At 73.2% G+C, this 17,163-nt stretch carries 22 protein-coding genes; 8 read left to right on the plus strand and 14 right to left on the minus strand.

The genetic code is table 11. From position 1 onward, the window contains the following. Positions 1–22 precede the first annotated feature (22 nt). From AB0M28_RS26180 to AB0M28_RS26195, 4 genes are all read right to left on the minus strand, one after another. Complete coding sequence (locus tag AB0M28_RS26180; RefSeq protein ID WP_365409728.1) at positions 23–1,624, minus strand: polyamine aminopropyltransferase; 1,602 nt, start codon at positions 1,622–1,624, stop codon at positions 23–25. 4 nt (positions 1,625–1,628) lie between these two features. Next, positions 1,629–2,069: a DUF350 domain-containing protein gene (locus tag AB0M28_RS26185; RefSeq protein WP_365409731.1), complete on the minus strand. Its 441-nt coding sequence runs from the start codon at positions 2,067–2,069 to the stop codon at positions 1,629–1,631. A 64-nt stretch (positions 2,070–2,133) separates the two neighbouring features. Continuing rightward, positions 2,134–2,532: a DUF4247 domain-containing protein gene (locus tag AB0M28_RS26190; protein WP_365409734.1), complete on the minus strand. Its 399-nt coding sequence runs from the start codon at positions 2,530–2,532 to the stop codon at positions 2,134–2,136. Then, positions 2,529–3,044 carry a DUF2617 family protein gene (locus AB0M28_RS26195; protein ID WP_365409737.1) on the minus strand — a complete coding sequence of 172 codons (516 nt, stop codon included), beginning with the start codon at positions 3,042–3,044 and terminating at the stop codon, positions 2,529–2,531. The genes AB0M28_RS26190 and AB0M28_RS26195 overlap by 4 nt, the downstream gene beginning before the upstream one ends. A 216-nt stretch (positions 3,045–3,260) precedes the next feature. Between AB0M28_RS26195 and AB0M28_RS26200 the strand changes: the two genes are divergently transcribed. Then, the gene (locus AB0M28_RS26200) at positions 3,261–4,001 is read left to right on the plus strand and encodes a methyltransferase domain-containing protein (protein ID WP_365409740.1); all 741 of its coding nucleotides are present in this window, start codon (positions 3,261–3,263) and stop codon (positions 3,999–4,001) included. A gap of 24 nt (positions 4,002–4,025) precedes the next feature. Here the strand turns inward: AB0M28_RS26200 and AB0M28_RS26205 are convergent, their stop codons facing one another. From AB0M28_RS26205 to AB0M28_RS26215, 3 genes are all read right to left on the minus strand, one after another. After that, on the minus strand, positions 4,026–4,574 hold the full coding sequence (locus AB0M28_RS26205) for an N-acetyltransferase (RefSeq protein WP_365409743.1): 549 nt from the start codon (positions 4,572–4,574) through the stop codon (positions 4,026–4,028). After that, entirely contained in the window at positions 4,571–4,984 is a 414-nt protein-coding gene (locus tag AB0M28_RS26210; protein WP_365409746.1) for a VOC family protein, read from the minus strand. Before AB0M28_RS26210 ends, AB0M28_RS26205 begins: the two co-directional genes overlap by 4 nt. A gap of 68 nt (positions 4,985–5,052) precedes the next feature. After that, positions 5,053–5,457, minus strand: a complete 405-nt coding sequence (locus AB0M28_RS26215) for a helix-turn-helix transcriptional regulator (protein WP_365409798.1) — start codon at positions 5,455–5,457, stop codon at positions 5,053–5,055. A 62-nt stretch (positions 5,458–5,519) separates the two neighbouring features. Here AB0M28_RS26215 and AB0M28_RS26220 point away from each other — a divergent pair, with 62 nt between their 5' ends. Then, positions 5,520–6,329 (plus strand): putative protein N(5)-glutamine methyltransferase, encoded by an 810-nt coding sequence (locus AB0M28_RS26220; RefSeq protein WP_365409749.1) that lies wholly within the window; start codon positions 5,520–5,522, stop codon positions 6,327–6,329. Between the two features lie 35 nt (positions 6,330–6,364). On the opposite strand, the gene AB0M28_RS26225 is transcribed toward AB0M28_RS26220, so the two are convergent. Continuing rightward, complete coding sequence (locus tag AB0M28_RS26225) at positions 6,365–6,970, minus strand: NAD(P)H-binding protein (RefSeq protein ID WP_365409752.1); 606 nt, start codon at positions 6,968–6,970, stop codon at positions 6,365–6,367. A 59-nt stretch (positions 6,971–7,029) separates the two neighbouring features. Here AB0M28_RS26225 and AB0M28_RS26230 point away from each other — a divergent pair, with 59 nt between their 5' ends. Continuing rightward, positions 7,030–7,419: a helix-turn-helix domain-containing protein gene (locus tag AB0M28_RS26230; RefSeq protein WP_365409755.1), complete on the plus strand. Its 390-nt coding sequence runs from the start codon at positions 7,030–7,032 to the stop codon at positions 7,417–7,419. Positions 7,420–7,445: 26 nt separating this feature from the next. Here the strand turns inward: AB0M28_RS26230 and thrS are convergent, their stop codons facing one another. After that, positions 7,446–8,672, minus strand: a complete 1,227-nt coding sequence (thrS, locus tag AB0M28_RS26235) for a threonine--tRNA ligase (protein WP_365409758.1) — start codon at positions 8,670–8,672, stop codon at positions 7,446–7,448. 238 nt (positions 8,673–8,910) lie between these two features. Here thrS and AB0M28_RS26240 point away from each other — a divergent pair, with 238 nt between their 5' ends. After that, complete coding sequence (locus AB0M28_RS26240; protein WP_365409761.1) at positions 8,911–9,591, plus strand: SDR family oxidoreductase; 681 nt, start codon at positions 8,911–8,913, stop codon at positions 9,589–9,591. Here AB0M28_RS26240 and AB0M28_RS26245 read toward each other — a convergent pair. Next, on the minus strand, positions 9,581–10,039 hold the full coding sequence (locus AB0M28_RS26245; protein WP_365409764.1) for a DoxX family protein: 459 nt from the start codon (positions 10,037–10,039) through the stop codon (positions 9,581–9,583). The two genes, AB0M28_RS26240 and AB0M28_RS26245, sit on opposite strands and share 11 nt — an antisense overlap. A 124-nt stretch (positions 10,040–10,163) precedes the next feature. Further along, entirely contained in the window at positions 10,164–11,108 is a 945-nt protein-coding gene (locus AB0M28_RS26250; protein ID WP_365409767.1) for an AraC family transcriptional regulator, read from the minus strand. An 80-nt stretch (positions 11,109–11,188) separates the two neighbouring features. Here AB0M28_RS26250 and AB0M28_RS26255 point away from each other — a divergent pair, with 80 nt between their 5' ends. Next, entirely contained in the window at positions 11,189–12,028 is an 840-nt protein-coding gene (locus AB0M28_RS26255; protein WP_365409770.1) for an NAD(P)H-binding protein, read from the plus strand. 85 nt (positions 12,029–12,113) lie between these two features. After that, positions 12,114–12,677, plus strand: coding sequence for an anthrone oxygenase family protein (locus AB0M28_RS26260; protein WP_365409774.1), 564 nt, complete (start codon positions 12,114–12,116; stop codon positions 12,675–12,677). Here the strand turns inward: AB0M28_RS26260 and AB0M28_RS26265 are convergent. Further along, on the minus strand, positions 12,584–13,153 hold the full coding sequence (locus AB0M28_RS26265) for a TIGR03086 family metal-binding protein (protein ID WP_365409777.1): 570 nt from the start codon (positions 13,151–13,153) through the stop codon (positions 12,584–12,586). The two genes, AB0M28_RS26260 and AB0M28_RS26265, sit on opposite strands and share 94 nt — an antisense overlap. 80 nt (positions 13,154–13,233) lie before the next feature. Here AB0M28_RS26265 and AB0M28_RS26270 point away from each other — a divergent pair, with 80 nt between their 5' ends. Together AB0M28_RS26270 and AB0M28_RS26275 are read left to right on the plus strand one after the other, a co-directional pair. Further along, entirely contained in the window at positions 13,234–14,025 is a 792-nt protein-coding gene (locus AB0M28_RS26270) for a helix-turn-helix domain-containing protein (RefSeq protein WP_365409780.1), read from the plus strand. A gap of 228 nt (positions 14,026–14,253) precedes the next feature. Next, on the plus strand, positions 14,254–15,201 hold the full coding sequence (locus AB0M28_RS26275; RefSeq protein WP_365409783.1) for a ribose-phosphate pyrophosphokinase: 948 nt from the start codon (positions 14,254–14,256) through the stop codon (positions 15,199–15,201). 49 nt (positions 15,202–15,250) lie between these two features. On the opposite strand, the gene AB0M28_RS26280 is transcribed toward AB0M28_RS26275, so the two are convergent. Both AB0M28_RS26280 and AB0M28_RS26285 read right to left on the minus strand, forming a co-directional pair. Continuing rightward, positions 15,251–15,874, minus strand: coding sequence for a TIGR03086 family metal-binding protein (locus AB0M28_RS26280; RefSeq protein WP_365409786.1), 624 nt, complete (start codon positions 15,872–15,874; stop codon positions 15,251–15,253). Further along, entirely contained in the window at positions 15,871–16,863 is a 993-nt protein-coding gene (locus tag AB0M28_RS26285) for a sigma-70 family RNA polymerase sigma factor (RefSeq protein ID WP_365409789.1), read from the minus strand. The genes AB0M28_RS26280 and AB0M28_RS26285 overlap by 4 nt, the downstream gene beginning before the upstream one ends. Positions 16,864–17,163: the final 300 nt, after the last annotated feature.

The raw sequence follows: 17,163 nt of genomic DNA on the forward strand, positions 1-17,163 counted from the left end.
GGAGAGAACCCGCCCGGCTGCCTCAGTAGTTCTGCCACTCGTCCAGCACGTACTCCAGCACCGCCGGATCCATCAGCGTGCTCGGCCGTACGTCCTGGCGGCGCCGGTCGACGGGGAAGACGGTCGCCGCCTCGAGCACCGCGTCGTCCAGATAGCGCAGCCGGGGCGCGTCCGGCGCCAGGCGCAGCGCCGGGGGCGCGCCGCCGCCCGGGACGGCCAGCACGTAACCCCAGTTGCCGAAGCTCGGCACGTCGACCTGGAACTCGGTCGTCGCGAAGCCTGCCTTCTCGACGGTCGCCACGATCGACCAGTACGTCTTCGGGGCGAAGAACGGCGACCCGCTCTGCACCACCACCCGGCTGTGCGGGGTCAGCACCTGCCCGAGCAGGTGGTAGAACTCCACCGAGTACAGCTTGGCGAGCGCCGCCGTGTCCGGATCGGGGAAGTCGATGATCACGGCGTCGTAGCGCTGCCGCGCCTCCCGCAGCCAGTTGAAGGCGTCGGCGTTCACCACCGTCACCCGCGGATCGTCCAACGACGCGCGGTTGAGCTCCCGCAACGGTGCGAAGTCCCGGGCCAGCCGCGTCATCGCCGGGTCCAGCTCGACCAGCGTGACCCGCCGCACCCCGTCGTACCGGAGCACCTCCCGCAGCGCCAGCCCGTCGCCGCCGCCCAGGATCAGCACGTTCTCCCGCCGGCCGGCGAGCGCCGGGTGCACCAGCGACTCGTGATAGCGGTACTCGTCGACCGAGCTGAACTGCAGATCGCCGTTGAGGAAGAGCCGGACGTCGGGCCCCCCGGTGAAGGCGGTGGAGCGGGTGACGACGATCTCCTGGTACGGCGTGGTCTCCGCGTGGATGATCGGATCCCGGTACATCTGCTGCCGCGCGGTCACCTCCAGATCGTCGGCCAGCGCGTACGCCGTGCCCAGCACGGTCAGCACCGCCGCCACCCCCGCGAGCAGCCCGAGCCGCACCCGGCGCCGCACCTGGCGGCGGAAGATGAGGACGACGACGATCACCCCGGCGACGGCGTTCACCACCCCCACCACCAGCGCGCCCTTCAGCTGGCCGAACGTCGGCAGCAGCACCAGCGGGAAGCACAGCCCGCCGACCAGGGCGCCGATGTAGTCCACCGCGAACAGGTCGGCGACCGCGCTGCCCGCCTCCTGCCGCCGGATGCGCTGCAGCAGCGTCATCAGCAGCGGGATCTCGGCGCCGATCAGCAGCCCCACGACCAGGGCGATCACGACCATCGCCGGCGTGTAGACCCGCAGCCAGGCGAAGGCCGCGTACAGGGTCAGCACGCTCAGCCCGCCGACCAGCGCCAGCACCCCCTCCACCAGCGCGAACGCGCCCACCGGACGGTGGCGCAGGGGTTTGGCGGCGAGCGAGCCGACCCCCATCGCGAAGACCATCACGGAGATGACGACGGAGGTCTGCAGGACGGAGTTGCCGATGAGGTAGCTGCCGAGCGCGGTGAGCGCCAGTTCGTAGACGAGCCCGCAGGCGGCGCAGAGGAAGACGGAGAACAGCAGCAGGAAGCGCGCCCCCCGGGAGTGCTCGGCCGGGGGGCGCGCCGCGGGTGCCGCGGTGGCGCGGTCGTGCAGGGAGGTGGTGCTCATGGTGTTACGACAGCGCCGCGCCGACCATGAACGCGGTGCCCAGATACATGCCGGCCTGCACCCACGCGGCCGGGTGCGGGCGGCCGTCCTCGGCGTCCTGGAGCACCTGCGCGCCCATCTGGCCGGGGGTGAGCACACCGATGACGACGCCGACGACGGTCATCACCAGCACTCCGGCCAGCCCGTAGAGCAGGGTGCTGACGAGGCCGTAGCCGAGGCCCTGTTCGGACTCGCTGGCCCGGATCGCCTCCATGATCACCAGACCGACGGCGACGGACTGGCTGCCCAGCAGCACCGCCGCGCCGCGGTTACGGTCCGTCCACACCACGTGGTAGAGCTTGCCGGGGGTGACCAGGTCGAGGGCGATGAAGCCCACGGCCATGACGGCGAGCCCCACGACTCCGTAGAGCAGGGCCTGGCCGGTGGACTCGAAGATCTCGGTCACTGCTGTGCCTTTCCTGGAAGCTGGGGGTGGGTGGGCTGCTTGCGGCCGCGGGGGCCGCCGGGGGTCACTTGCCTTCGCCGGGCCCGCCGCCGCGGAAGCTGTCGCTGTCCGGGTCGGGCCAGTTGGTGAGGTACCGCCGGTGCCGCTGGTAGCCGCCGCGGTAGTCCTCGATCTCTATCTGGCTGCCGCTCCGGTACGGGCTGACGGTCACCATGTCGTCGCCGTACCGCAGGAACTCCGCCCCGCCGCCGGACGAGCGGTCCAGGGCGTCGCGGTGGCCGTCGATCGCGTCGGCGACCGCGGCCGGGGCGCTGTCCGGGTCGGTCCAGCCGGCGCCGCCGCTGCTGTACGTCTTGCCGATCCAGTCGCGCGGTACGGCGTTGCCGTCGCCGGAACAGGCGGTGAGCAGGAACGCGGCCACCACGGCCGCCACCGCCCCGCGGATGACTCGGGCGCTGTTCATCGGGCCTCCAGCCGGGTGTACGTCGTCACGATCTGGCCGCTCTGCGGATAGGTGTGCCAGGTACGCCAGAGCAGCCCGGCGCCCTTGGCGCCGGGGGGCCGGTCGACCGCCTCGACGACCACCGCGGTGACCGCGTGGGGCGAGCCCGGGAAGATCCCGCACAGGCTGTGCTCCGCGCCGGCCACCCGCTCCAGGACCCGCGTCACCTGGGCGCCGAAGCCCTCCGGCGGCAGCCGCCGGGTGCTGGCGCTGAAGTCGTAGGTCCAGCCGGGTAAAGACCTGGTGTACGTCGCCGGCAGCCCCTCCACCGTGCCGCGCAGGCACGCCACGGTCTCCCGTACCGGCCCGGCGAACACCTGGTGCGAGGCGCCGAGCAGCCGCAGGGTCACGCCGAGCCCGCCGACGGTCACGGACTTCTCGGCCAGCGCCGGACGTTCCTCCAGATCCAGGGAGAAGCAGAGCTGATCCGCGTCGGTGTCCAGATAGGGGGTGTCCAGGGAAACGGCGTCCACGGGCCCCCCAGTCGGATATTGCTACGAGCGGCGCCGAGTATGGCACAGGGGGTGAGTGGGCTTTAAGTGGCGGGGACCCGGCCGATGTCCTTTCGTGACCGGACCTGTGGAAGCCGGCGTTCCGGCTCCGCGGACCGGCGCGGCCGCTCCGCGTGCGACAGGCTGACGGGCTCCCTCGTTCCGGCGAATCCGGCCCGGTGTGGTGGACTTCGCGGCATGACGACCGATGACGACGAGCTGCTCCGGCCCGCGCGCTATCCGAGATCCGCGGCGTACGACCCGGCCTGGCTGCTGCGGCTCGACATGGGGCCGCATCCCCTGTGGCTGCTGGAGGACCTCGCGCGGGACCTGAGGCTGCTGCCGGGGATGCGCGTGCTGGACCTCGGGTCCGGGAAGGGGGCCAGTTCGGTCTTCCTGGTACGGGAGTTCGGGGTGGAGGTCGTCGCCGCGGACTGGTGGGTCGCCGCGGAGGAGGCCCGTGCCGTGTTCGCCGAGGCCGGGGTCGAGGACCGGGTGACGGCCGTGCGCGCGGAGGCGCACCAGCTGCCCTTCGAGGCGGAGAGCTTCGACGCGATCGTCAGCATCGACGCCTTCGAGTACTTCGGCACGGCCGACGGCTATCTGCCGTATCTGCAGCGCTTCCTGCGCCCCGGCGGCCAGCTCGGCATCGCGACGCCCGCGCTGCGGCGCGAGGTGCGCGAGCTGGGGTCCGTACCGGAGCACATCCGCCAGGTCGTCGGCTGGGAGGCCGTCGCCTGGCACACGCCCGAGTGGTGGCGCTTCCAGTGGGAGGTCACGGAGCTCGTCGACGTCACCGCCGCCCGGATGCAGGAGCACGGCTGGGACGACTGGCTGCGCTGGTCGCGGGCGTGCGGGGACGACGCCGTGACCCGGATGCTGCTCGAGGACGGCGGCGAGCTGCTGGGCTTCGCGCTGGTGGCCGCGCGCAAGCGGTGAGCCCGCGAGCGAGCGGTGAGCCGGTCAGGCGCCGGGGATGCCGCCCGGCCACGCCATACGGAGCTTCACGGGCGCGCCGTTCAGCCGGGCCGGGTCGCCGCCGGGCGGCATGACGGCGGCGCGCTCGACGCGGACGCCGCCCTGGGCCTCGTAGAACCGCTGCGCCCGGTCGTTCTGCTCCAGCACCCACAGATACGCCGCCGGGGTGGCCGCCCGCTCGGTGATCGCCGCGCCGGCGTGGGCGAGCAGGGCGGTGCCGACGCCCGCGCGCTGACGGCCGGGAGCGACATGGAGGTTGTCGACGAGGCTGCCCCAGCCGGGGTCGTCGTCGAGGACGGCGTGGACGAAGCCGACGAGTGCGGCGCCCTCGCCCTCCGCCACGAACGTCGCGCTCGGCGCGGCGCCGTCCGCCAGTCGCGCCGCCCACACCGCGTGCCGGTCGGCGACGACGTCGCCGTCGAGGAACGCGTCGGCGTAGGCGCCCCGGTAGTGCCGGCGCCAGCTGTCCGCGTGCAGGCGCGCGATGGCAGGGGCGTCACCGGGCCCGGCGGGGCGTACCGCGGTCCCTGTCACCGGCGGGCCTGGGTGAAGCGCAGCAGATTGCCCGACGGGTCGCGGAACGCGCAGTCGCGCATCCCGTACGGCTGGTCCATCGGCTCCTGGACGACCTCCGCGCCCGACGCCTCGACGCGCTCGAACACCGCGTCGCAGTCCGGCGTACGGAACACCAGCCCGCGCAGCACGCCCTTGGCCAGCAGCTCCGTGAGCACCTGGCGGTCGGCGGGGGAGGCGTTCGGGTTCGCGCCCGGCGGCTCCAGGACGATCTCCACCTCCGGCTGGGCCGGGGTGACCAGGGTCACCCAGCGCATGCCCTCGGCGGTCACGTCCGTGCGTACCTTCAGGCCGAGCACGTCGCGGTAGAACGCGAGCGCCTCGTCGTGGTCGTGCACGGCGATGAAGCAGTGCGAGAGTGTGAGGTCCATGGGGCCACGCTAGAGGCCGAGCGGGGCCCGGGGCTTCTCCATTCTTGACCCTTCCGGACCGGAGGGGCTCATGCCTTCCCGCTGTTCCGCGGCGGCCGTGTGTAGATCTTGGCGTAGCACGGCGGTACCGGCTCGTCCGCGCCGTGCTCGCGGGCCCGGTAGGCGCTCGGCGTCTCGCCGACCAGCTCGGTGAAGCGGGAGGAGAACGAGCCCAGCGAGGAACACCCCACCGCCCAGCACACCTCGGTCACCGTCATGTCGCCGCGCCGCAGCAGCGCCTTGGCCCGCTCCACGCGCCGCGTCATCAGATAGCCGTACGGCGTCTCCCCGAACGCGGCCCGGAAGCTCCGGGAGAAGTGACCGGACGACATCATGGCCGTGGCGGCCAGCGCGGGCAGGTCGAGCGGCTGCTCGTACTCGCGGTCCATCCGGTCCCGGGCCCGGCGCAGCCGGACCAGATCGTCGATCGGAATCGGGCTCACGCCCCAAAGAATTCCATGTCGGACGGGGTGCGCCCAGTGATATGCAGGGATCCGTGAACTCCGATACGAACCTTGCCCCGGACCCCGCCGCGGACCGGGCCGCCGGCCTGGCCGCCCGGCTGCGCGCAGCGGGCTGCGTCTTCGCCGAGGACGAGGCGCGGCTGCTGCTCGAAACCGCCGACGGCCCCCAGGCGCTGGAGTCGATGGTCCGGCGCCGCGTCGAGGGCTTCCCGCTGGAGCACGTGCTGGGCTGGACGGAGTTCCGCGGGCTGCGGATCGCGGTGGACGAGGGCGTGTTCGTACCGCGGCGCCGCAGCGAGTTCCTGGCGGGGCTGGCGGTGTCCGCCGCCGCCCCCGGCGCGGTGGTCGTCGACCTGTGCTGCGGGGCCGGCGCGGTGGGCGCGGCGATCGCGGCCGAGGTCCCGGACGCCGACGTGTACGCCGCCGACCTGGACCCGGCGGCGGTGGCCTGCGCCCGCCGCAACCTGCCCGGCGGCCGGGTCCACGAGGGCGACCTGTACGCCGCGCTCCCGCCGGCTCTGCACGGCCGCGTCGACGTCCTGGTGGCCAACGCGCCGTACGTCCCCACGGACGAGATCCCCCTGCTGCCGGCGGAGGCCCGGCTGTACGAACCCCTCCCGTCCCTGGACGGCGGCCCGGACGGGCTCGCCGTCCAGCGCCGCATCACGCAGGGCGCGGGGCGGTGGCTCTCCCCCCAGGGCACCCTCCTGATCGAGACCAGCGCCCGCCAATCCCCCGAGACCGCCGCCGCGTTCGAACAGGCAGGGCTGACGGCCCGTATCGAAACCTGCGACGACCTGTGGGCGACGGTGGTGGTGGGGACGCGGGGTGCGGGCCGCTGAGCGCCCAACGCGAGGGCGCGCCCCGCCCCCACCCCTCAGACCGAGACAACGCCCACATGCACCCCGTGCAGGCTGGGACTCTCGACCTCGTCCAGGAGCGCCCGCGCGAAGTCCCCCTGCGTGATGCGGCTGTCGGCCGCCGCCGGGGCCCGGGTGTAACCGCCCGTGGCCCCGCCCTCGTGGTCGAAGTCTCCGGAAGGGCTCAGCACCGCCCAGTCCAGCGCGGCCGGAGCCGCATCCCGCAGGGCGTCCGTTCCCGCTCCATGACCGACGTAGAACTCCCGCCAGTCCTGCGGGTATCCGGGCGTGTCCATCAGCAGCTCCCCGCCCGACGTGGGCAGGACGGACGCCAGGCCGACGTACACCAGTCGCCGCACGCCCGCCGCGGGCAGGCCCTCCGCCAGCGCGCGGGCGACGGCGGGGAAGAAGTCGCCGGGCACCGCCCCGGCCTCGTACACCGCGACGACCGCCGCGTCGTGTCCGGCGGCGAGCCGTGCCACGACGGCCGGATCGGTCACGTCTCCGTCGGTCCGCCGGGCCTCGGTGACGTGATGGCCCCGCCGCCGTGCCTCCGCCACGGCCGCCCGGCCGACCCGGCCGCTCGCCCCGAACACAATGATCTTGCTGCTCTCGGTATCCATGACCGGGAGCGTAGAAGGAGGGCTGGTTTCCGATCGGGTACCTGCATACCGTGGAGATCATGACGAACCGACCGGCCGGACCCGCCCCGCTGGACCCCGAGATGTTCGACCCCGTGTGCCCGTCCCCCCTGGTGCCGTTCCGCGTGGGCGACAAGTGGGCGCCGCTGATCCTGCGCTGTCTCGAGGACGGCCCCCGCCGGTTCTCCGAGCTGAAGGTGCCGCTGCACGGCATCACCGCCAAGTCCCTGACGCAGTCGCTGCGCAGGCTGGAGCAGAGCGGTTTCGTCGTACGCGAGGAGTACGGGACGACGCCGCGCCGGGTCGAATACGCGCTGACCGCGCTGGGCCGCGGCCTGCTCGGCCCGCTGGACGCCGCGTGCGCGTGGACGCGGGAGCACTGGGACGAGCTGATCGACGCGTACGAGGAGGGCACCTCGGGGGCGGCCTGACCCCCGAGCCCCCCGCCGCCGCGGCCTCACACCGCACAGCCCCGCACCACCTCCCCCAGTGCTTCGTCCACAGCCTGGGGATCGCGCCGCGACCCGTCCCGCAGGCGCAGCGACACCTCGCCGGCCGCCGCCTCCTTCGGGCCGATCACCGCCTGGTAGGGCACGAGCCGCGCACCGCGGATCCGGGCGCCGAGGGTCCCCCGCACCGGTTCGAGCAGTTCGGCGCGCAGCCCGCGGTCCAGGCACCGCTGGACGAAGCCGGCCGCCGCCGGCACCTCCGCGTCGCCCAGCGGCACCACGGCCGCCTGCACCGGGGCCAGCCAGGCCGGGAAGCGGCCCTGGTGCACCTCGATGAGATGCGCCACGGCCCGCTCGATGCTGCCGACGATCGCCCGGTGCACCATCACCGGCCGGTGCCGGGCGCCGTCCGCCCCGACGTACTCCAGGCCGAACTGCTCCGGCTGGTGGAAGTCGACCTGGACGGTCGACAGGGTGAACTCCCGCCCGGCGGCGTCCTCCACCTGTACGTCGATCTTCGGCCCGTAGAAGGCCGCCTCGCCCACCCCGTCCTCGTACGGCAGCCCGGACGCGTCGAGTACGGACCGCAGGACGGCGACGGCCCGCTCCCACAGCCCGGGGTTGTCGACGTACTTGCCGCCCTCGCCCGGCAGCGACAGCCGGTAGCGGGCGGCCTTGACGCCGAGGTCCGCGTACGCCCGCTCGATGAGCCGCAGCGCGGCCAGGGCCTCCGCCTCGACCTGGTCCGGGGAGCAGAAGACGTGTGCGTCGTTGAGCTGCATGCCGCGCACGCGGGACAGGCCGCCGAGGACGCCGGACAGCTCGGAGCGGTGCTGGGCGCCGATCTCGGCGATCCGCAGCGGGAGTTCGCGGTAGCTGTGCTCGCGGGAGCGGTAGATGAGGGCGTGGTGCGGGCACAGGCTGGGGCGCAGCACGAAGTCCTCGCCGCCCCCCGCGGCGGAGCCGCTCTTGGGCAGAGCCATCGGCGGGAACATGTCCTCCGCGTAGTGCTGCCAGTGCCCGGAGACCTCGTACAGCTCGCGTTTGCCGAGGACGGGTGAGTAGACCCGGTGGTACCCGGCCCGGTGCTCGACGCCGGCGATGTACGACTCCAGCGCCTGGCGTACCGCGGCGCCGGCGGGCAGCCAGTAGGGCAGCCCGGAGCCGATGAGGGGGTCGGTGTCGAAGAGCTCCAGCTCGCGGCCGAGCCGGCGGTGGTCCTTGGGTGCGTTCATGGTGGTCTCTCCTCGCAAGGGGGGCGAGACACACCGGGCAACGAAGAACCCCGGGGCTCTCGCCCCGGGGCTTCGTGAGTTCGCTGCGCGCAGCGTCTACGCCGGGACGGTGTCCGGCGTCGTCGTGACGGCTGCGTATCGCTTCATGCCCCGAGGTTAACCCGCCCCGGCCCCAGGTGTCACGTGCGTTCGACGCCCCGTCCGGCGCACGGCACCGCCCGCCTGGGATCATGGGCCCATGACCGTCTCCCTGGTGACCGGTGGCAATCGCGGTATCGGCAAGGAGGTGTGCCGGCAGCTCGGGCGGCTCGGGCACACCGTGCTCCTAAGCGCCCGCGACGGCGAAGCCGCCGAGGAGGCCGCCGGTGGGCTGCGCGCCGAAGGGCTCGACGTGCGGGCGCTCACGCTCGACGTCTCCGACGCGGACAGCGTCGGGCGCGCCGCGCGGGAGGTCGGGGAACTCGACGTGCTCGTCAACAACGCCGCCATCCACTACGACACCTGGCAGCGGGCCACCACCGCCGACCTCGCGGTCGTCCACGAAGCCGCCGAGACCAACCTGTACGGCCCCTGGCGCTGCGTGCAGGCGTTCCTGCCGCAGCTGCGCCGCAGCGCGCACCCGCGCGTCGTGAACGTCAGCAGCGAGGCCGCCGCCTTCGGCAGCATGGGCGCGGGCACCCCCGCGTACACGACGACCAAGGCCGCCCTCAACGCCCTCACCGTCATGCTCGCCGCCGAACTGCGGCGCGACGGCGTGCTGGTCAACGCCGTGTGCCCGGGGTGGGTCGCGACCGACATGGGCGGGCCCGGCGGGCGGCCGGTCGAGGACGGGGCACAGAGCGTCGTATGGGCCGCCGTCCTCGCGGACGACGGCCCATCGGGCGGCTTCTTCCGGGACGGTCGGCCCCTCAGCTGGTGACTCCCCGGATCGTGAACGTTCCGGCGCGTACGGACCGGTAGAGGTCGGCGGTCTCCGCGCGGCGGCGGTAGGCGATCGCCGCGAAGGCCGCGCCCAGGATGACCGGGGTGTACCAGAAGGTGGTCTCCAGGTAGACCCAGGTGAAGACCTCCGCCCCGACCATGAGGGCGGTCAGCGCCGTGGCCGCCAGTCCCGCCAGCCGGGGGATCAGCAGCGCGATGCCGCCGGCGACCTCCAGGACGCCGACGGCGTACATGAACCAGTCGCCGTAGCCGATCGCGTCGAAGTTCTGCACGGCGGCCTCGACGGCGAAGAACTTGGGGACGCCGCTGGCCACGATCATGAAGGCGCCGAGCACGATCTGCGCGGCCCACAGCGCGACATGGCCCTTGCGGGTCGCGGCGGCGGAGGGGGCGAGGGGGGCGGCGGCGAGAGCGGTGTTCGTCATGATTCACAGGTCCTGTCCGGTGGTCGGGGGCCGCGTTCTGCGGTCAACGGGATAGACCCGGGACCCCGCGGAAACTCATCGGAAGCGGACCGGAGGAACACTCGTCGGCGGCGGAACCGAGGAACTACGCCGCGGCCGCCGCCCGGTGCTCCTGCGGGCTGACACCCCGCACCCGTTTGAACGCCGTGCTCAGCGCGAACCCGGTGCCGTACCCGACCTTGCGCGCCACCGCCCCCACCGTGGCGTCCGGTTCGCGCAGCAGGTCCGCCGCCAGGTCCAGCCGCCAGCCGGTGAGGTAGGCCATCGGCGGCTCGCCCACCAGGTCCGTGAAGCGGCGGGCCAGCGCCGCGCGGGAGACGCCGGTGGCGGTGGCGAGGGAGGCGACCGTCCACGGTTGGGAAGGGTTGTTGTGCAGCAGCCGCAGCGCCCGGCCCACGACGGGGTCGGACTGCGCCTCGTACCAGCCGGGCGCCTGCCCGCCGGGCCGGGCGAACCACTGGCGCAGCGCCGAGATGAGCACCAGGTCGAGCAGCCGGTCCAGCACCGCCGACTGCCCGGGTTCGTCGCGGGTGATCTCCGCCATCAGCAGCGGTACGAGCGGGCTGTCCCAGTCCCCGGCCCGCAGCACGATCAGCGGCGGCAGCGCGCCGAGCAGCCGGCGGCCGAGTTCGCTGGGGTTCTCGTACGCGCCGATGAGCATGGTCGTACCGCCGTCCTCGGCGTTGCCCCAACTGCGCACGCCCAGGCTCATGGCCTCCTTCAGCGGCTCCCCGGTCAGCGTGCAGCACTCCTGTCCGGGGAGGATCCGCACCTGCGGCGGGGTGTCGGGGGCGTCGGCCACCGTGTACGGGTCCGGCCCGCGCATGATCGCCAGATCGCCGGCCGTCAGGCGCACCGGCTCCGGCCCGCCCTCGTCGTAACGGACCCGACTCTCGCCTGCGACCACGGCGCAGACCGCCAACGGGGCGTGGTCCTCGACGCGTACGGAGAACGGCGGGCGCATCGTCACGCGCATCAGGAAGGCTCCGCGGGCCCGTGGCCCCTCCAGCATTCCGGCGAGAGTGTCCATGCCTCCAGCGTAGACGCCGGCGTATGCCGTCGAGCTTCTGAACCATGGATCGTCCAGGTCTGCGGCGCTTCACTTATGCCATGACCTTCAACGAGACGAACCAGAACCGGAACATCACCCTCGTCACCGGCGGCACCGGCAAGACCGGCCGCCGAGTGGTGGAGCGGCTCGCCGCCCGCGGCGTCGAGACCCGGGTCGGCTCCCGCTCCGGCGACGTGCCGTTCGACTGGCACGAGCCGGCCACCTGGGCCCCGGCCCTCGACGGCGTCGACGCGGCGTACCTCGTCTACTACCCGGACCTGGCCGCGCCCGAGGCGGCGCCCGCGATCCGCGCGTTCAGCGAGCTGGCGGCGCGGAGCGGGGTGCGGCGGCTGGTGCTGCTGTCGGGGCGCGGCGAGGAGCAGACGGAGCCGAGCGAAAAGGCCGTGCGCGAGTCGGGACTTCAGTGGACCATCATCAAGTGCTCATGGTTCATGCAGAACTTCAGCGAGGACTTCCTGCTGGAGCCGGTGCTCGCCGGCGAGCTGGTGCTGCCCGCCGGGCAGGTGCCGGAGCCCTTCGTGGACGCCGAGGACATCGCCGACGTGGCGGTGGCGGCGCTGACGGAGGACGGGCACGCGGGACAGACGTACGAGCTGACCGGCCCGCGGGCACTGACCTTCGGCGAGATCGCGGCCGAGCTGGCCGCGGCGACGGACCGCGAGGTCACGTACCGCCCGGTGTCCTCCGCGGACTACGGCACCTATCTGGGGCAGCACCTGCCGGCCGAGTACGTGCCGCTGTTCGTGGACCTGTTCGCCCGGGTCCTGGACGGGCGCAACGCCGAGCCGCAGGACGGCGTGCGGCGCGCGCTCGGGCGTGAGCCGCGGGACTTCGCGTCGTACGCCCGGGCGGCGGCCGCCGCCGGGGCCTGGAAGTAAGCCAGGGATCCACCGCCCACCGCCCATCACCTGCCACCCACCGCCACCACCCATCGCACCACCCACCGAACACAGGGGGAACATCATGCAGTTCAACGGCCGCGCTCTCGCGCTGACCACCGCCACCGTGCTGACCGGGCTCAGCGCCGGCCTCTACGCCGCCTTCGGGTACGCCGTGATGCCGGGCCTGGCGCAGGCGGACGACCGGACCTTCGTGGTGGCCATGCAGGAGATCAACCAGGCGATCCAGAACGGCTGGTTCATGATCATATTCGCCGGTTCGCTGCTGGCCCTGGTGTCCGCCGCCGTCCTGCACCGCGGCACCCGCACGCTGCCGTGGATCCTGGCGGCGCTGGTGCTGTACGTCGTGGTCCTGGCCACCACGATGGGCGTGAACGTCCCGCTCAACGACGATCTGGACACGGCCCGGGGCGGCTTCGCGAAGGCCCGCGCCGACTTCGAGGACGACTGGGTGACGTGGAACACGGTGCGCACGGTGGTGAACCTGGCCGTGTTCGGGCTGACGGCCTGGGCCCTGCGGCTGTCCGGCGCCGCTCAGCGCGGATCGCGGCCGGAGAGCGCGAGCGCGCGCTCGAACGCGGTGGCCCCGGCGGGCGGTTCGACCGGCTCCGCGAACCCGTCGTACTGACGGTAGATCTCGGCGTGCTCCTCGACGACGCGCAGGACGGCCTCCCCGGCCCGGTCCGACACGGTCAGCTGCTGGCCGGTCGACCGGGCCACGTCCCATCCGTGGACGGCCATCTCCTTGACGACGAGCGAGGCGATCTCCGCCGCCGGCATCGTCGTGAACCCCAGATCGATCTCGCCCTCCCACACCGCCGGATCGGCCCAGGCGCCCACGGCCTTGTCCAGCTGTGCGGCGTAGGCGTCCGCCCAGCCGGCGTCGGCGGTGAAGTCGCGTCCGGTCAGCTCCTCGGGGAGCTGCTCGCGCCGGGCGCGGTGCTCCAGGCCGTGCGAGGTGTACAGGACCCAGTGGTTGACCAGGGTCCGCACATCCCAGTCCGTACAGGGCGTCGGATCCGCCAGCTGGTCCTCCCGTACGCCGTGGGCGACGCGGGCGGCCTCGGCGGCGACTTCCTTCATGTGCTGGTGCGTCTCGTTCATGCGTCCCACGCTAGGATCCGGGCCCGCGTCCGTCTTGAACAAACGCGACAGGCCCGCGACCTGCGGAATACGCTGGCCGCGTGACCGAGTCCGACCACCCCCGCGGCGTCCTGCACCCCGACGAGCAGGCCCGCGTGGCGACCGTGCGGCAGCATCCGCCGGGGGCGCGGGCCGCCGCCTTCGTCGAGTTCTACTGGCATGTCGCCTGGCATGTGGCCGGCCCCGCCCCGTACGAGACGAAGGTCCTCTCCCACCCCAACGTCCACCTCGTCTTCGAGGAGCCCGAGCCCCTCGTCTACGGCGTGGACCGCGGGCTTTTCACCCGGCGGCTGGAGGGGGACGGGCAGGTGCTGGGGATCAAGTTCCGGCCGGGCGCGTTCCGCGCGTTCACGGACGGACCGGTGTCCGCCCTCGCGGACCGGCGGGTCCCGGCGGTGGAGTTCTTCGGCGCCGCGGTGGCCGGCGCGAGCCGGGAGATCCTCGCGCTGCGCGACGGCGCCGCCATGGCCCGGGCGGCGGAGGACTTCCTGCGCGGGCGGCTGCCGGACGACCCGGACCCCGCCGCCGTACAGGCCGATCAGGCGGTGCGGCTGGCGGCCGGGGACACCTCGCTCGTACGGGTGGACCAGCTCGCCGGGGCGACGGGGCTGTCCGTGCGCGGACTGCAGCGGCTGTTCGCCGAGTACGTGGGCGCGAGCCCGAAGTGGGTGCTGCGCCGGGCGCGGCTGCACGAGGCCGCGGCGCGGGCGGACGCCGGCGCCGGGGTGGACTGGGCGGGGCTGGCGGCCGACCTCGGCTACGCCGACCAGGCCCACTTCACCCGGGACTTCACGGCGGCGGTGGGGGTGGCTCCGACGCGGTACGCCGCGTGACCGGGCTCCCGGTGGAGGTGGCTGAGCGAGTCCGGCGAAGCCCGCCTCCGATCCGCACCCCCCTCTCACCCGACCACCCTGGTCCCGGGGGTCCGGGGGCGAAGCCCCCGCGAGTTCTCCGGCCGCGCACCCCGGCGGAGGCACTTTGCGGCGGTACGGGCCGTGTGTGCAAATGCCGCGCGTTAGGCTGCGGCTGACGCTTGCCCCGACGAACACGTAAGGGACACCGTGCGAGACATCGCCGTATTCAGTGGCAGCGCCCATCCCGAACTGGCCGCGGAGGTCTGTGCCCACCTCGGCGTCCCCCTCCTCCCCGTCCACGTCGACCGTTACGCGAACGACTGCCTCGGCGTCCAGCTGCAGGCCAACTGCCGCGGCCGCGACGTCTTCCTGATCCAGCCCCTGGTCCGTCCCGTGCAGGAGCACCTCGTCGAGCTGCTGCTGATGCTCGACGCGGCACGGGGCGCGTCCGCCGCGCGGATCACCGTCGTGCTCCCCCACTACTCCTACGCCCGCTCCGACAAGAAGGACGCCCCGCGGATCTCCATCGGGGGGCGGCTCGTGGCCGATCTGCTCGCCACGGCGGGCGCCGGGCGGGTGCTGGCGATGACGCTGCACTCGCCGCAGGTGCACGGGTTCTTCTCGGTGCCCGTGGACCATCTGCACGCGCTGCGGGAACTCGCCGCGCACTTCTCCCGCTACGACCTGTCCAACGCGGTGGCCGTCTCCCCGGACCTCGGCAACGCCAAGGAGGCCGCGCACTTCGCGCGGCTGCTCGGCATTCCCGTGGCGGCCGGGGCGAAGCAGCGGTTCGCGGACGACCGGGTGCAGATCAGCGCGGTCATCGGCGACGTGGCGGGCAAGGACGTCATCATCCTGGATGACGAGATCGCCAAGGGGTCGACGGTCGTGGAGTTGCTGCGGCTGCTGCGCGAGCAGGGCGCGGCGTCGGTGCGGGTGGCGTGCACGCACGGGCTGTTCTCCGGCGGGGCGTTGAAGCGGATCGGGGACCAGCCGGAGGTGCGGGAGATCGTGTGTACGAACACGGTGCCCGTACGGGACGAGGAGCGGACCGAGAAGCTCCACGTGCTGTCGATCGCCCCGGCGCTGGCGGAGGCCATACGGCGTATCCACAACGGGGAGTCGGTGAGCGCGCTCTTCGACGCGCAGGCGTAACCGTCGGGTCCGGCCGCCCGCTGCTCGTGAGCGGGCGGCCGGTGTCGTCTCAGGCCCGGCGGCCGAGGAATCCCAGAAGGCGCTCCCCCGCCGCCGCGTCGTGCGGCACCCGTACCGGGTCGGCGAAGCGGACCGGGCGGTCCAGCGGGTGGACGAAGTGCGGCGCCAGGTCGAGGAGTTCCTCCGCGAGGGGTGCGGGCAGCGGACGGTCCGCACCGCACGCGCGGGCGATGTCCCAGCCGTGGACGGCTATCTCGATCGCGCCCGTACCGGTCACGATCGCCGACGACAGCGGCAGCCCGCCCACGTCGATCACCTCGTGCTCCCCGTCGTCGCAGCTCCAGGCCGCGATCAGCCGCCGGCACAGATCGCGTACGGACCCGACGAGCCGCGCCGCGTCCGTGTCCGCGTCCGGACCCGGGGGCGGCGCTCCGGCGCCGCAGTCGACGGAGGCGGAGACGGAGACGGAGACATGACCGCAGTCGACCGCCTCGTTGAGCGCGGCCAGGGAGTCCTCCAGATGCACCAGCAGCAGCCGCAGATCCCACCGCTCGCACGGCGTGGCCCGGCCGAGCGCCTCGTCCGTCACGAGCGGCAGCACCCCGAGGGTGTAGCCGACCGCCCGTTCCAGCAGGCTGACCCCCGCGCGGACCTCCGTGGACGCGCCGTTCATCGCTCTGCGGGGAGCACGGCGGGCAGGCCGAACGCCTCGAACAGGCTCTTCTCGAAGAACGCCACGCAGTGCCGGACCTTGCCGTCGACGATGTCGAGGACCTGGATCTGGAACGGCTTGTGGTCGCCTGTCTCCGGGTCGATCATGTACAGGCCGAACGCGGGCTGCCCGTTGGCCATGGTCGGGATCATCCGCTGGTCGCCGGGGCCCTGCGCCGGGCACGACGTGTCGATCAGCTCGCCGATGGTCTCCGGGCCCTGGTACCAGCCGATGAACGGCGGCATCTCCCAGACCGCGTCCTCCGTGAACAGCTTCACGATCCCCGGCACGTCCTTGGCCTCGAACGCCGCCATCCACCGGTCGAGGAGCCGGCGCTGCTCGGGATCCTCGGGCTCCTGCACGGAGTCCTCCGTCAGCGCGGCCTTGCCCATGGCCGCGTGGGCGCGCTGCAGCGCGGAGTTGACCGCGGCGGTGCTCAGCTCCAGCTGCTCCGCCACCTCGGACGCCTTCCACTTCATGACGTCGCGCAGGATCAGCACGGCGCGCTGCTTGGGCGGCAGGTGCTGCAGGGCGGCGATGAACGCCAGGCGTACGGACTCCCGCGAGCCGACGACCGTCGCCGGGTCCACCGTGCCGCCGCCGTCGATCATCGTGTCCGGGAGCGGCTCCAGCCAGGGCACCTCGTCCTGGGTGATCAGTTCGTCGGCGGGGGACGAGGAGGGCGCGCCGAGCCCCGTGGGCAGCGGGCGCCGGCCGCGGCTCTCCAGGGCGGTGAGGCAGGCGCGGGTGGCGATCGTGTGCAGCCAGGTGCGCAGGCTGGAGCGGCCCTCGAACTTGTCGTAGGCGCGCCAGGCCCGCAGATACGTCTCCTGCACCAGGTCCTCGGCGTCGTGGACGGAGCCGAGCATGCGGTAGCAGTGAGCCAGCAGCTCCCTGCGGTAGGGGTCCGCGAGCTGCGGGAAGTCCTGCTCTGCCAGCTTCTCTGCCATCGATCTGCCTCTCGTCCCCGGCGGTCGTCACCGCCCTCATCCGTGTAGACCGCGCGCGTCGCGCCGACTCATCGGCTCGGCGCGGACTTTCTTCGGCCGGGGGTTCGTGTGCGTGACCGGCACGGAGCCGTGCGTACCCCCGGACGGGGCTCCGTGTGCACGACCAGACTGCCATCAGGGACCGACAACCGCAGGGCCCCGGCGCGGCCCGCGCGGGGAAGGGCCCCTAGGGCCTGTCTTCAAACTCCCGTCTGCGCCGCCCGCCGCCCGCACGACGGGAGGTAGTAGCCCCGGCCCGGG

The sequence above is a fragment of the Streptomyces sp. NPDC051940 genome, from assembly GCF_040680895.1.
In the GTDB taxonomy this organism is placed as follows: domain Bacteria; phylum Actinomycetota; class Actinomycetes; order Streptomycetales; family Streptomycetaceae; genus Streptomyces.